The organism is Flavobacterium sinopsychrotolerans, assembly GCF_900110375.1.
Taxonomy (GTDB): Bacteria; Bacteroidota; Bacteroidia; order Flavobacteriales; family Flavobacteriaceae; genus Flavobacterium; species Flavobacterium sinopsychrotolerans.
This window is the reverse complement of the sequence record NZ_FODN01000007.1, coordinates 56,617-69,837: the sequence shown is the minus strand read 5'-3', so window position 1 is coordinate 69,837 and position 13,221 is coordinate 56,617. Positions and strand designations below refer to the sequence as shown.

15 protein-coding genes are annotated in these 13,221 nt (G+C 34.4%); 9 read left to right on the top strand and 6 right to left on the bottom strand.

Annotation, left to right across the window (positions count from 1 at the left end; translation table 11 throughout):
- Positions 1–37: 37 nt before the first annotated feature.
- From serS to BMX64_RS12405, 5 genes are all read right to left on the bottom strand, one after another.
- Positions 38–1,309 carry a serine--tRNA ligase gene (gene serS, locus BMX64_RS12420; RefSeq protein ID WP_091172339.1) on the bottom strand — a complete coding sequence of 424 codons (1,272 nt, stop codon included), beginning with the start codon at positions 1,307–1,309 and terminating at the stop codon, positions 38–40.
- Between the two features lie 225 nt (positions 1,310–1,534).
- Positions 1,535–2,074: a DMP19 family protein gene (locus BMX64_RS12415; RefSeq protein WP_091172337.1), complete on the bottom strand. Its 540-nt coding sequence runs from the start codon at positions 2,072–2,074 to the stop codon at positions 1,535–1,537.
- Between the two features lie 68 nt (positions 2,075–2,142).
- A complete protein-coding gene (locus BMX64_RS15740; protein ID WP_167543065.1) occupies positions 2,143–2,313 on the bottom strand; it encodes a hypothetical protein in 171 nt (56 codons plus the stop codon).
- A 148-nt stretch (positions 2,314–2,461) separates the two neighbouring features.
- A complete protein-coding gene (locus BMX64_RS12410; RefSeq protein ID WP_091172335.1) occupies positions 2,462–2,857 on the bottom strand; it encodes a hypothetical protein in 396 nt (131 codons plus the stop codon).
- Positions 2,858–3,301: 444 nt separating this feature from the next.
- Entirely contained in the window at positions 3,302–3,718 is a 417-nt protein-coding gene (locus BMX64_RS12405) for a lipocalin family protein (protein ID WP_091172332.1), read from the bottom strand.
- A gap of 278 nt (positions 3,719–3,996) precedes the next feature.
- Between BMX64_RS12405 and metG the strand changes: the two genes are divergently transcribed.
- The 7 genes from metG to BMX64_RS15735 all read left to right on the top strand — a co-directional run bounded on the left by metG (position 3,997) and on the right by BMX64_RS15735 (position 10,727).
- Positions 3,997–6,057 (top strand): methionine--tRNA ligase, encoded by a 2,061-nt coding sequence (gene metG / locus BMX64_RS12400; protein ID WP_091172330.1) that lies wholly within the window; start codon positions 3,997–3,999, stop codon positions 6,055–6,057.
- Positions 6,058–6,069: 12 nt separating this feature from the next.
- Positions 6,070–6,966, top strand: coding sequence for a DMT family transporter (locus tag BMX64_RS12395; protein WP_091172328.1), 897 nt, complete (start codon positions 6,070–6,072; stop codon positions 6,964–6,966).
- A 36-nt stretch (positions 6,967–7,002) separates the two neighbouring features.
- The gene (locus tag BMX64_RS12390; protein ID WP_091172326.1) at positions 7,003–7,713 is read left to right on the top strand and encodes an HAD family hydrolase; all 711 of its coding nucleotides are present in this window, start codon (positions 7,003–7,005) and stop codon (positions 7,711–7,713) included.
- 207 nt (positions 7,714–7,920) lie between these two features.
- Complete coding sequence (locus BMX64_RS12385) at positions 7,921–9,177, top strand: OmpA family protein (protein ID WP_091172833.1); 1,257 nt, start codon at positions 7,921–7,923, stop codon at positions 9,175–9,177.
- 141 nt (positions 9,178–9,318) lie between these two features.
- A complete protein-coding gene (locus tag BMX64_RS12380) occupies positions 9,319–9,948 on the top strand; it encodes a chloramphenicol acetyltransferase (protein WP_091172324.1) in 630 nt (209 codons plus the stop codon).
- A 39-nt stretch (positions 9,949–9,987) separates the two neighbouring features.
- Positions 9,988–10,494, top strand: a complete 507-nt coding sequence (locus tag BMX64_RS12375; protein ID WP_091172322.1) for a ferritin — start codon at positions 9,988–9,990, stop codon at positions 10,492–10,494.
- A 68-nt stretch (positions 10,495–10,562) separates the two neighbouring features.
- Positions 10,563–10,727, top strand: a complete 165-nt coding sequence (locus BMX64_RS15735) for a hypothetical protein (RefSeq protein WP_167543064.1) — start codon at positions 10,563–10,565, stop codon at positions 10,725–10,727.
- Between the two features lie 60 nt (positions 10,728–10,787).
- Here BMX64_RS15735 and BMX64_RS12370 read toward each other — a convergent pair whose 3' ends face one another.
- The gene (locus tag BMX64_RS12370; protein ID WP_091172320.1) at positions 10,788–11,120 is read right to left on the bottom strand and encodes a single-stranded DNA-binding protein; all 333 of its coding nucleotides are present in this window, start codon (positions 11,118–11,120) and stop codon (positions 10,788–10,790) included.
- 180 nt (positions 11,121–11,300) lie between these two features.
- Between BMX64_RS12370 and BMX64_RS12365 the strand changes: the two genes are divergently transcribed.
- Positions 11,301–12,830 (top strand): bifunctional GNAT family N-acetyltransferase/carbon-nitrogen hydrolase family protein, encoded by a 1,530-nt coding sequence (locus tag BMX64_RS12365; protein ID WP_091172318.1) that lies wholly within the window; start codon positions 11,301–11,303, stop codon positions 12,828–12,830.
- A complete protein-coding gene (locus BMX64_RS12360) occupies positions 12,827–13,177 on the top strand; it encodes a hypothetical protein (RefSeq protein ID WP_091172316.1) in 351 nt (116 codons plus the stop codon). Before BMX64_RS12365 ends, BMX64_RS12360 begins: the two co-directional genes overlap by 4 nt.
- Positions 13,178–13,221: the final 44 nt, after the last annotated feature.

Genomic DNA, 13,221 nt, shown 5'->3' with positions numbered 1-13,221 from the left:
CTTTGCAAAAACTGACATGACTTATATGTTAAAATTTTTAGTTTATAATATCAAATCCGCAGTACGGACGCAACACTTCTGGAATTATGATTCCTTCCGGAGTTTGGTAATTTTCTAAAATTCCAGCCAAAACTCTTGGCAAAGCCAATGAACTTCCGTTTAAGGTGTGTGCTAATTGGTTTTTTCCGTCTTTGTCTTTGAAACGCAATTTCAAACGATTAGATTGGAAAGTCTCAAAGTTAGAAACCGAACTGATTTCTAACCAACGATCTTGCGCTGTAGAAAACACTTCAAAATCATATGTCAAAGCTGATGTGAAACCCATATCACCGCCGCAAAGACGCAATATTCGGTAAGGTAATTTCAATTCTTGTAAAATACTTTTTACATGTTCTACCATTCCGTCCAAAGCTTCGTATGATTTATCCGGATGTTCTACACGAACGATTTCTACTTTGTCAAATTGATGCAAACGGTTCAATCCACGTACATGCGCACCATAAGAACCTGCTTCACGACGGAAACATGGCGTATAAGCCGTAGTTAAAACCGGCAATTCACTTTCGTTAAGGATTACATCACGAAACAAATTCGTCACCGGAACCTCAGCCGTTGGAATCAAGTACAAATCATCTGTTTTATCGTGATACATTTGCCCTTCTTTGTCCGGTAATTGTCCCGTTCCATATGCCGACGCTTCATTGACCATGTGTGGCACTTGAACTTCATTATATCCTGCAGCGGTATTTTTGTCCAAGAAATAATTGATTAAAGCACGTTGTAATCGAGCTCCTTTTCCTTTATACACCGGAAATCCTGCACCAGTTATTTTTACTCCAAGTTCAAAATCAATGATGTCGTATTTTTTTACCAATTCCCAATGCGGTTGCGCTCCTTCATGCAAAACTGGAATTTTACCTTCTTCAAAAACGTTTAGGTTTTCCTCCGGCGTTTTTCCAACAGGAACAATATCAGCAGGAAGATTGGGTAACGTGTATAATTTCTCTAAAAGTTCAGCGGCAAGCGCATCAGCCATTTCCGCTAAAGCTTTGCTTTTCTCTTTGTTTAAAACGGTTTTTTCTTTTAGAATTGCGGCTTTTGCTTTCTCTCCGCCTTTCATCAATTCGCCAATATCTTTGGATAATTTATTAGATTCGGATAAAATGTTGTCTAGCTCCACTTGCGTAGCGCGGCGTTTTTCATCCAGTTGTACCACTTCTTCAACAACACTTGTGGCATCGATGTTTCTCTTTGCCAAAGCGGTGATTACTTTTTCTTGATTCTCTCTAATAAATGCGATTTGTAACATAGCTTGATTTTTTTAACGCTAACTTTTATAATAATGGAAGCAAATTTAAGGAAATGTTTGATAGAAATGGGACAAAAAATTAGTCAAAAGTCCAAAGTCATAAAGTCCAATACTAATGTATGATTCAAATGCCCTAATGTTTAATTTACATTGACAACAGAACTTCAAAAAAACAAATAAAAACAGGACTTTAAAAACTTTATGACATTGGACTTTTGACTTACTTTAGTCTCTTTTAATTTCGTGCCCCACAAATTCTTCTAAGGTTGCAAACATGTCGTCTACAGAAAGGACTTCAAAATCTGGGTGGGTTTTTAAGAAAGCAGCATTCAAAGTAATTAGATTTTCTTCTATTTCAAAAAAAGTGTCGTTGTTAAGCAAATCTCGGATAGGATTTACGCCTTCTAATTTCCCTTTTAGGAATTTATTCAGCTTCACACTGCTCATCAGTTTTACTTTTTTGGATTGCTGTTGGAACAATTCCAAATGCTTTTCGGCACCAATTAATCCCAAACCTTCTTCGATTAATTCGTTTAATTCTTTATCCCAACCGGAATTGTATACAAACTGAGCAAAATTTCCTTCGGTATATTGTGATGTATAATAATCTAAATAATAACTCATTATCGCATCTTCGTGAATCAAATCATCATTCACGCCTTCCTCACGCATTAAGTTGATTACCGAAATATTAGAGTGAATTACATCTTGGAGATTTTCACTGTTCATTGCAGTTTCTGAAATAATTATTCTACCGAATTCCATAGGTTTTATATTTGAATATGTGATGCAAATTTCGGGTAAATAAAAACAGAAATGAAATACAATGCGATTTATATGCTATCAGATTCATTACTATTCTTTTTCTGATTCATTTTTGTAACCAAAGCTTTCAAACGTGCTGCTTTTTCTTTTTTTTCTTCTTGAAGTTTAATCTTTTTCCGATTTAGCAATTTGGTATGCAACGCCTTATTCTTAGTGTTTTTTTCGGGTCCTTTTGCCATAATGTAGAATATAATTTAATTACGTTTGCAAATATAAATAAACGGATAGTTAGGATTGTAGGAACAGATTACAAATCCAACCGATAGTACGGATTTGCAATGCGAGCTGACAAACTAAGATAAAAAGACAGGCAACATTTATTTTAATTCATTGATTCAAGAAATTCAAAATCTCTTCAATATTTGTTGAAATAGCACCTAACACGAAACTTATTACAGAATACAAAATATACCTTTTCAATTGTTTGTTTTGTAAATTAAGATTAATTGCTGTCAATTCCTTAATTTTTAAATCAAGTTCTTCAACTCGATTTTCTTCTTTTAAATACTTTTCAATTCCTACTTTTTTAATTTCATACACTTCAGAAGTTGGATTATATTGTACTCTTTTACAGTTCGAAATTAAAAGGCCTTTTGTTTTTAAAAAACGAATAGAATTTCCTCTTATTTCAGAATTACATTTATTTTCAGAAACAACTCCTACTTCTATTAATTCGTCAATTAATAAATCTATTTCTAATATCAATTCTTTTGTTAGCTTCATGGAATATTATGTACAACTTATTTTAGCCCTTATAGTCAGCTTCTTTTTAGTTTTCCAAATATAATCTTTTCTTACAGAAAATTATTCTTTCTTACTTTGTCATTCCGACGAAGGAAGAATCCCATCAAAGTGCTCACATAACGAAGATTCCTCCTTCGTCGGAATGACAAGATTGCAGATAAATAAAATGCAATTTTAAAATGACAAATTTTATCGAAAACCCAAATTCCCTAGCCCCGATAGCAGTGAAAATCCTTTTACTTTTTTCTTTAAAAAGTAAAAGATTGCAATCTCGTCTTTAAAACGAGACGGGAAATAGCTTCAAAAAAATCATTTATTCTTAAACAATTCAATCCACAAAAAAAACGGAAACAACTTTAAAAGTTATTTCCGTTTTATACTGCGTCTCACTAAGATTTATAATCTATCGTTATAGCAAATGAATTATCTATTATACAATGAGATAACTCCATTGGCATCTTTCAATTTTAATTCAGAAAGCGTAAGATTAACTATATCCTGAGTTGTAGTCACCCCATCGATAACAAGTGTTAAGTTATTATGTGATCTAGAATAAATTCCCGTTTTTGTTGTTATCGCACAAGGACTAACGATAGAACTATAATCTCCTTCAATTGCTGTATTGTCAATTTTAAGATTAAGATAATTTTTTTCGCAACCGTTTTGGTTTTGTGGCGCATCAATCAAGGTTTCTTGGCCTCCAATAGTTGTACCCACTTTGGTAATGTTCCATTTTCCTACTAAAGGAGCTAGCGTTTCTCCCTCATTATCATCACTACAAGACACTGTAAATAATCCAATACTTAATACTAAGGCAACTAATATGCTTTTCGTTTTCATAATTTTATTTTTTAAATTAACATCGACAAAATTAGCTGTATCGCTCTCGATTAATGTTATATAATTATTGCTATAAGTTGCAATATGTTTTTTGATGCAAAAGGATTTCCAGCTTCGATAATATTGGAAATTCTTATAGTTGTTGTTGGCAAAACAATAAGATTACAACGTATAAAGGGAGATCGAAGATTCAGCGAAGCTAAATAGCTGCAAATAAAATTGGATTCCTTATTTTTGCAGCTCGTTCTGAATTAATTTCAGAATCTAAAAATAATTTTATGATACAGAATCCAAAAAGATATACGATTACAGCGGCATTGCCGTATACGAACGGACCGATTCACATTGGCCATTTGGCGGGTGTTTATGTGCCTTCGGACATATATTCCCGATATTTAAGATTGCAGGGAAGAGACGTTTTGTTCGTTTGCGGAAGTGACGAGCATGGCGTGGCAATTTCGATGAAAGCCAAAAAAGAAAGCATTACGCCACAAGAAGTAATCGATAAATATGATGGAATCATTCGTAAATCGTTCTCTGATTTTGGAATTTCGTTTGATAATTATTCCAGAACTTCGGCTAAAATTCATCATGATACGGCTTCGGAATTTTTTAGAAAACTGTATGATCAAGGCGATTTTATCGAAGAAGTGACCGAGCAATTGTATGATGCAAAAGCAGATCAGTTTTTGGCAGACCGTTTTGTGGTTGGGACTTGCCCAAAATGTGGTAACGAAGAAGCGTATGGTGATCAATGCGAAAAATGTGGTTCGACGCTGAATGCTACTGATTTGATTAATCCAAAATCGACAATAACTGGTGAAACTCCTATTTTGAAATCTACGAAACACTGGTTTTTGCCTTTGGACCGTTATGAAGATTTCTTGAAAGAATGGATTCTCGTTGGACATAAAAATGACTGGAAACCGAATGTTTACGGCCAAGTAAAATCATGGATTGATGGTGGACTAGAACCTCGTGCGGTAACTCGTGACTTGGACTGGGGAATTGACGTTCCAGTTGAAGGTGCCGAAGGAAAAAAATTATACGTGTGGTTTGATGCGCCGATTGGCTACATTTCGTCTACGAAAGAATGGGCGTTGCGCGAAGGAAAGGATTGGGAACCGTACTGGAAAGATCAGGATACAAAACTGGTTCACTTCATTGGGAAAGACAATATTGTTTTCCATTGCATCATTTTCCCTGCGATGTTGAAAGCCGAAGGAAGTTATATTTTGCCAGACAATGTTCCTGCAAACGAGTTCTTGAACTTGGAAGGAAATAAATTATCTACGTCTAAAAACTGGGCGGTTTGGTTGCACGAATATTTAGAAGAATTTCCAAATCAACAAGATGTTTTGCGTTATGCTTTGACATCGAATGCGCCGGAAACAAAGGATAATGACTTTACCTGGAAAGATTTTCAGGCGAGAAATAACAATGAATTGGTAGCGATTTACGGGAATTTCATTAATCGTGTCGTGGTTTTAACCAATAAATATTACAACGGAATTGTTCCACAACCAAACGAACTTTCGGAAGTGGACGAACAAACCCTGGCTGAATTGAAAGCGTATCCGGCGGTTATTTCAAGTTCTTTGGAGCGTTACCGATTCCGTGAAGCTTTGAGCGAATTGATGAATGTGGCTCGTTTAGGAAATAAATATTTGGCTGACGAAGAGCCTTGGAAAGTGATAAAAGACAATCCGGAGCGCGTACAAACGCAAATGTATGTTGCCTTACAAATTGCTGCCGCATTAAGTTCACTTTGCGAACCATTCCTACCATTTACAGCAAAAAAATTATCAAGAATTCTAAAAATAGAAAGTCCGTTGAATTGGAATACTATTGCTCAAAATTCTGATTTGATTCCGGCTGGACACCAAATTGGAGAAGCAGAATTATTGTTTGCAAAAATTGAAGACGAGGAAATCCAAAAACAAATAGACAAACTGGAAGCGACTAAAACTGCGAACAAAGCGGAGAATAAAGTTGCAGAACCACAAAAAGAAGCGATTCAATTTGAGGATTTTGCCAAAATGGATATCCGTACAGGAACAATCTTGGAAGCCGAAAAAATGCCGAAAGCCAACAAGCTTTTGATTTTGAAAGTAGACACCGGAATTGACATTCGCACGATAGTTTCTGGAATTGCCGAGAGTTTTAAACCAGAAGATATTATTGGAAAAAAAGTTACTGTTTTAGTGAATTTGGCTCCCAGAAACCTTCGTGGCGTAGAAAGTCAAGGAATGATTTTGATGACTACAAACGCTGAAGGGAAATTGGTTTTTGTAAATCCGGATACCGATGGTGTTGCTAATGGAGAGACAATCAATTAAGGAAATTATAAAATGAAAATAAAAAAGCCGCAATTAGCTTTAATTGTTGGGATACTCTGCATTTCGATTTTTCCAATATTAATAAAACTTCGGTTAACTCCCGGGCTAATTTCGGCTTTTTATAGAATGGCAATTGCAGCAACCTTGCTATTGCCTTATGTCATTATTACAAAAAAATTCAAGCTTCCAACTTTCAAGGTATTAATTCCCGCCATAATTTGCGGAATTTTATTTGCCTCAGATGTTGCCGTTTGGAATATTGCCATTCAAGAATCTAGCGCTACTCAGGCTTCACTGCTTACTAATTTATCCCCACTTTGGTTGGGCATTGGTTCCTTTCTATTTTTAAAAACAAAACCCGCCACTAATTTCTGGATTGGAACTCTAGTATCATTATTCGGAATGATTATGCTGGTTGGTTTCCAGTTTTTTATCGAACTGAATTTTGACACCGCTTTTCTTTTAGCCGTATTATCGGGTATTTTATATGCTATTTACTTACTGGTCAGCAAAAAAGTGCTTTCTAAAGTGGATGTCCTTTCGTTCATGACCATCAGCTTAATTTCTTCAAGTATATATTTAGGATTTCTCTGTTTAATCCTAGACGAACCTTTTTTCGGATTTTCTGATGCTGGCTGGTTGGTCTTGTTAATCCAGGCAATAGTTTGCCAATTATTAGCATGGTTATCGCTCAGTTATGCCACACAACACATGCGGGCCACAAGAGTGTCATTGAGTTTGCTCGGTCAAGCCGTTTTGACTTCTATTTTAGCCTGGTTGTTTTTAGATGAAATAATCACACTGCAAATGATTATCGGAGGAATTATTTTACTTTTGGGAATCCGAATTACCTTTTATTCGAAAACAATTTCAATGAAGAAAGTCTTTTCCAAAGCAGGGGACAGTTAAAAGGAAAACCTCAATTATTATCAAAATAAAATAAAAATGGAACTAAAAGTAATTGCTTTCGACGCCGATGATACCTTATGGATCAACGAAACGTATTTTGATGAAACCGAGAAGAAATTCTGTGGTTTAATGGAAGATTATTTATCCCATCAAGGAATATCCAAAGAACTTTTTAAGGTCGAAATTGATAATTTAAAACTATACGGTTACGGAATCAAAGGCTACATTTTATCGATGATTGAAGCGGCGATGACTATTTCGAATAATACGCTTCCTATAGAAATAATCGAAAAAATCATCCAATATGGGAAAGAATTGCTGGAGAAACCAATTGTTTTATTGGAAGGTGTGGAAGAAACTTTAGACGCATTACACGGAAAATATAAATTGGTGGTTGCTACCAAAGGCGATTTATTAGACCAACGTCGAAAATTACACAATTCGGGTTTAGGTCATTATTTTCATCATATCGAAGTGATGTCAGACAAGCAAGAAATTGATTATTCTGATTTAATAAAACGATTGGAAATACAACCTTCCGAATTTTTTATGATTGGAAATTCTTTAAAATCGGATGTTTTACCCGTTTTAGCAATTGGCGGACATGCCGTACATATTCCGTTTCATACGACTTGGGCACACGAAAAAATCGATCATAAAGTGGAACATGAAAACTTCAGTTCTTTCGAAAAAATAACAGAAGTTTTGAAAAAATTGGAGGAAAAAGCCAGTTTTAAACCTCTTTGATCAGTAATCAAAGTATTTTCAATAAAAAAAACCTACATTTAAAGTTAATATTTTTATTTAATCTATAAAAAAAGTACAAAATATTGCTAAAAGCACCGTTCCATACTTAGTTTATAGAATTAAAACTAATTCTTACATAATTAACTGTTTAAAATTTCTTATCCTTCATTATGTTGTACTTTTGCATGGAATTTAAAAAAAACAATGATGAAAAAAATCGTTCTTACGTTAGTTTTTGCTTCTGCAATGACAACTTTAAGTGCTCAAACTGAGACTAAAAAAACTACAGAAAACGACTATAACAAATGGTCTATTGAATTAGCAGGTGGTGTTAACAAAACACAAAGACCAATGACTGCTGGTTACTTTACATCTACACCAAGTCCTTATGTTGCTGATTTAGGAGTTAGATATATGTTTAACAATAAATTCGGTTTGAAAGCGGATTTTGGATACAACAGTTTTGAAGGAAAAAACAATTCAGTTGATTTTGACACTAAATATTACAGAGCAGACATTCAAGCTGTGGCTAACTTAGGTAGAATCATGAATTTTGAAACTTGGACAAATACACTTGGTTTATTGGGTCATGCTGGTTTTGGTTTAGCTCAATTAGAAGATCAAAATTCTGCTTTGAAAGACAGAATGGGTAATTTCATGGCGGGTGTAACTGGTCAAATTAAATTATCTAACAGAATTGCTTTAACTGGAGATTTTACAACAATCTTAAATGCATCTCAAGATGCCGCTTTTGATGCTGCAAGTATTCCTGGTTCAAGAGGTTTTTCAGGAATTCTTTTTAATGGTACTGTAGGTGTAACGGTTTACTTAGGTAAAAACGAAAAACATGCTGACTGGGTTATTGATAATGGAAACGAAATCGATGAGTTGAAAAAACAAATCGCTGATATCGAAACTTCAATGTTAGATACTGATAAAGATGGTGTTGCTGATTATTTAGATCAAGAACCAAACACTATTTCTGGTGTAATGGTTGACACTAAAGGAAAATCAATTGATTTAAACAACAATAATGTTCCTGATGAATTAGAAAGTTATTTATTGAAAACTTACGGAAGTAATACTGATAAATCTGCTATCTTAAGTAACAATGAATTGATTAGAAACTTAATCAATGGTGGTTATGTTGCTACTTATTTTGATTTCAACAAATCAACTCCAACAAATGTTTCTACTGAAGGTACTGATTTTATCTTAACGTATTTAAGAAACAATCCTACTGCTTCAGTTGATATTATTGGTCATGCTGACGAATTAGGAAGATCAGAATACAATGATAAATTGTCTACTGCTAGAGCAAACAGCGTTAAAAATGTATTAGTGAAAGCTAACGTTGACGCTTCAAGATTAAATGTAGTTGCAGCAGGTGAAGATACTTCAGTTGAAAAAGATTCAGATGCAGCAAGAAAATTAGTTAGAAGAGTTACTTTCAGAGTAAAATAATTCTTTCTCAATATTCTCTAAAAACCCTAAAGGAAATTTCTTTTAGGGTTTTTTTTATGTCTTTTTATTTCTGCATGAAAATTGAATTTACGATTTAAAAGATTAGCAGTACTTTTGAAAAATAATTAAAATTATACAACTTTGAAAACCCTTTTAAACATAGAGAACTGGTCCAGAAAAGAACATTTTCATTTTTTTAGACAATTTGAAGAACCATTCTTTGGTGCCACTGTCGAGATTGATTGTACCAAAGCCTATGCCACTGCAAAAGCACTGAAAGCCACTTTTTTCAGTTACTATTTACACAAAACATTAGTAGCAGTAAATACGATTGAATCCTTTCGGTATCGAATTTCTGATGACCAAATATATATTTGTGACCAAATAAATGCTTCGGCTACTATTGGTCGTGAAGACGGCACGTTTGGATTCTCTTTGATTAAATACAATCCTAATTTTTCCGTTTTTAAAACAAACACTTCAAAAGAAATTGAGCGGATTCAAACCACAACCGGACTTTTTACCCGAGCATTTGACGATAATAATGTTATTCACTTTTCGGCAGTTCCGTGGCTGGATTTTACCTCTTTATCGCATGCCAGAAGTTATACTTTTCCAGACAGTTGCCCGAAAATTTCCTTTGGAAAAATGAAGATTGCTGACAACGGCAAAAGAACCATGGCGATGTCAGTTCATGTCCATCACGGATTGATGGATGGTTTTCATGTGGGACAATTTGTAGATTGTTTCCAAGAGTTGATGAATCAGTAATCGATTATTTTTTTTTAACTTTACTAAAAACTCATTATTATGCTATCAAAAAATATTGAAATTGCTTTAAACAAACAGATTCGCATCGAAGCGGAATCTTCACAAACCTATCTTTCTATGGCTTGCTGGGCTGAAGTGAGCGGACTGGAAGGAATTGCACAATTCATGTTTGCACAATCTGATGAAGAGCGCTTGCACATGCTCAAATTAATCAAATATGTAAATGAACGCGGCGGTCATGCACAAATTACAGATTTAAAAGCGCCAAAAACTACTTATGAAACCTTCAAAGGAATGTTTGAGGAACTTTATAAACATGAAATTTTTGTTTCGGATTCAATAAATGAATTGGTACACATTACTTTTTCAGAAAAAGATTATGCCACACACAACTTTTTGCAATGGTATGTTGCCGAACAAATTGAAGAAGAAGCAACCGCAAAATCTATTTTAGACAAAATCAACTTAATTGGTGATGACAAAGGTGGTTTATACCTATTTGACAGGGACTTACAACAAGTTGCGGTTGTAAAACCTGCTATTTAAATGTTAAATTTTATTTAGAATAGATAAAAACAACATACATTTGCCTTAGTTTTTAATTCTTTATAAAATTGGAAAAGAAAAAAAAGGAAAAGAAAAAGGATAAAAAAGAAATCCTTAAAACCATTAAGATTGCAGAAAACTGTAAATCTAAATGCTGCAAAAAATTCAAAAAAGGGGAAGACAAACGTTGCAAAAGATGTCCTCTGTTTGATTTATTGAAAAAAAAATCTTAATTCAAAATATAAATGCCCTCTATCTCAGAGGGCATTATTTTTTTAGTTTGATGTGACTGACTATTTCCCTAAAAGCATTACTTCGGTAACTACTACTTCAGTAACATAGCGTTTTTCTCCGTTCTTATCATCATAACTTCTATGAGTCAATTTTCCTTCAATCGCTACTTCCTTACCTTTTGTAACGTATTTTTCTATAATTCCAGCAGTTTTCCCCCATGCTACTAATTTATGCCATTGGGTTTCTTCTACTTTTTCTCCTTTATCGTTTTTGTAACTTTCGTTTGTTGCTAACGTGAAATTGGCTAGTTTTTTCCCACCATCAAATGATTTGATTTCCGGATCATTCCCTACGTGTCCAATTAATTGTACCTTGTTTCTTAATGTGCTCATGGCTTGTAAAATTTAAATGTTAGTGTATATTTTGTTGAATTGGTCTTTCAAATCAACATTGCAAAGATGCGATGACAGTCAAAAAGTATTCGGTTGCTAACTATTTACTTTCGGTTGTAACTATTTGTAAACGTTTGTAAATGGTAAAATTTCGCTATATTTGATAAAAATCAAATTCTTATGCAAGCCAAAATAAACAAAGTAGAGTTACGAAATCTGAAATTTGATGACTACAAAGAACTTAAAAAATCTATGGTAGAATCATATCCGGAAATGGTAGGTTCCTACTGGAGAGAACATCATATCGAAAAATTGTTGAGTATTTTTCCCGAAGGTCAATTGGTGATTTTAGTGGATGGCAAAGTAGTTGGTTCGGCATTATCATTAATTGTTGATGAAAACTTAGTCGATAAAAACCATAATTATTCAGATATAACAGGAAACTATACCTTTTCGACTCATAATCCAAAAGGGGATGTCTTGTATGGAATAGATGTTTTCATACATCCAAGTTACAGAGGATTGCGTCTGGGAAGACGTTTGTATGATGCACGCAAAGAACTATGCGAACAATTGAATTTGAAAGCCATTGTTTTTGCCGGAAGGATTCCAAATTATGGACAACACGCCAAAACACTCACCCCAAAAAACTACATAGAAAAAGTAAAAAGAAAAGAACTACACGATCCAGTACTTTCTTTTCAGTTAAGCAATGATTTCCACGTAATTCGGGTAATGAAAAATTATCTGGAAGGCGATACCGATTCTAAGGAATTTGCCGTTCTATTAGAATGGAACAATATTTATTATGATGAAAGTCCGAAACTAATTAATCTCGAAAAAAGCGTCATCCGTCTAGGACTCGTTCAATGGCAGATGCGTCAACTGAATAACCTGGAGGCTTTATTTGAACAATGCGAATTTTTTGTTGATGTAGTTTCTGGTTACGGAAGCGATTTTGCACTATTTCCAGAACTATTCACCGCACCTTTGATGGCGGATTACAATCATTTGTCAGAGGCAGAAGCAATTCGAGAATTAGCTAAACATGCAGAACCTGTTCGCAAACGCTTTCAGGAATTGGCCATTTCTTATAATATCAACATCATCACGGGAAGCATGCCTTACCTAGAAAATGGCACGTTATACAATGTTGGTTTTCTCTGTAAAAGAGACGGAACTTCTGAGATGTATGCTAAAATTCATGTCACTCCAAACGAAGTACAGCATTGGGGAATGACAGGTGGATCACAAATTAAGACTTTTGATACCGATTGCGGAAAAATTGGCATCATGATTTGTTATGATGTTGAATTTCCGGAACTTTCCAGATTAATGGCAGATGAGGGAATGAACATTTTATTTGTTCCGTTCTTGACTGATACTCAAAATGCCTACACCAGAGTCAAACATTGCGCACAGGCCAGAGCAATTGAAAACGAGTGTTATGTGGCAATAGCTGGCTGTGTGGGAAATCTCCCAAAGGTGAATAACATGGACATTCAATATGCGCAATCCGCAGTATTTACACCTTCTGATTTTGCCTTTCCAAGTAACGGAATCAAAGCAGAAGCAACACCAAATACCGAGATGACTCTTATTGTAGACGTTGACTTGAATTTATTGAAAGAACTTCACGAGCATGGAAGTGTTCGAATTCTAAAAGACCGTAGAACTGATTTATACGATATCAAAAAAATAAATCCATGAACAAAACCTGCTTAGAATGTGGAGAAAAGATTGTAGGCCGAGAAGACAAAAAGTTTTGCAGCGACGGCTGCCGTAACGCCTATAATAACAAAATAAACAAAGACAGTACTAATTTTATGCGCAACATAAACAATAAGTTACGCAAGAATTACCGCATTCTATCCGAAATTAATACCGAAGGCAAATCAAAAACCACACGGGCAAAATTGTTGAGTAAAGGCTTTGATTTCGAATTTTTCACAAACATACTTCAAACCAAAACAGGAAATACCTACTATTTTTTGTACGACCAAGGTTATATGGTTTTAGACAATGATTTTTATATGTTAGTCAAAAAAGACATTTAATTCCGCATCCCAAAATCTACTTACCTATCATGAAAAAAGATTAT

Excerpts from the sequence above, each read along its gene's own strand:
- BMX64_RS12415 (WP_091172337.1), bottom strand. The coding sequence starts at position 2,074 with ATGGAATTCGGTAGAATAATTATTTCAGAAACTGCAATGAACAGTGAA.
- serS (WP_091172339.1), bottom strand. The coding sequence starts at position 1,309 with ATGTTACAAATCGCATTTATTAGAGAGAATCAAGAAAAAGTAATCACC.
- BMX64_RS12370 (WP_091172320.1), bottom strand. The coding sequence starts at position 11,120 with ATGAGCACATTAAGAAACAAGGTACAATTAATTGGACACGTAGGGAAT.
- BMX64_RS15740 (WP_167543065.1), bottom strand. The coding sequence starts at position 2,313 with ATGGCAAAAGGACCCGAAAAAAACACTAAGAATAAGGCGTTGCATACC.
- BMX64_RS12365 (WP_091172318.1), top strand. The coding sequence starts at position 11,301 with ATGCAAGCCAAAATAAACAAAGTAGAGTTACGAAATCTGAAATTTGAT.
- BMX64_RS12360 (WP_091172316.1), top strand. The coding sequence starts at position 12,827 with ATGAACAAAACCTGCTTAGAATGTGGAGAAAAGATTGTAGGCCGAGAA.
- BMX64_RS12390 (WP_091172326.1), top strand. The coding sequence starts at position 7,003 with ATGGAACTAAAAGTAATTGCTTTCGACGCCGATGATACCTTATGGATC.
- BMX64_RS12405 (WP_091172332.1), bottom strand. The coding sequence starts at position 3,718 with ATGAAAACGAAAAGCATATTAGTTGCCTTAGTATTAAGTATTGGATTA.
- BMX64_RS12385 (WP_091172833.1), top strand. The coding sequence starts at position 7,921 with ATGAAAAAAATCGTTCTTACGTTAGTTTTTGCTTCTGCAATGACAACT.
- metG (WP_091172330.1), top strand. The coding sequence starts at position 3,997 with ATGATACAGAATCCAAAAAGATATACGATTACAGCGGCATTGCCGTAT.
- BMX64_RS12395 (WP_091172328.1), top strand. The coding sequence starts at position 6,070 with ATGAAAATAAAAAAGCCGCAATTAGCTTTAATTGTTGGGATACTCTGC.
- BMX64_RS12410 (WP_091172335.1), bottom strand. The coding sequence starts at position 2,857 with ATGAAGCTAACAAAAGAATTGATATTAGAAATAGATTTATTAATTGAC.
- BMX64_RS12375 (WP_091172322.1), top strand. The coding sequence starts at position 9,988 with ATGCTATCAAAAAATATTGAAATTGCTTTAAACAAACAGATTCGCATC.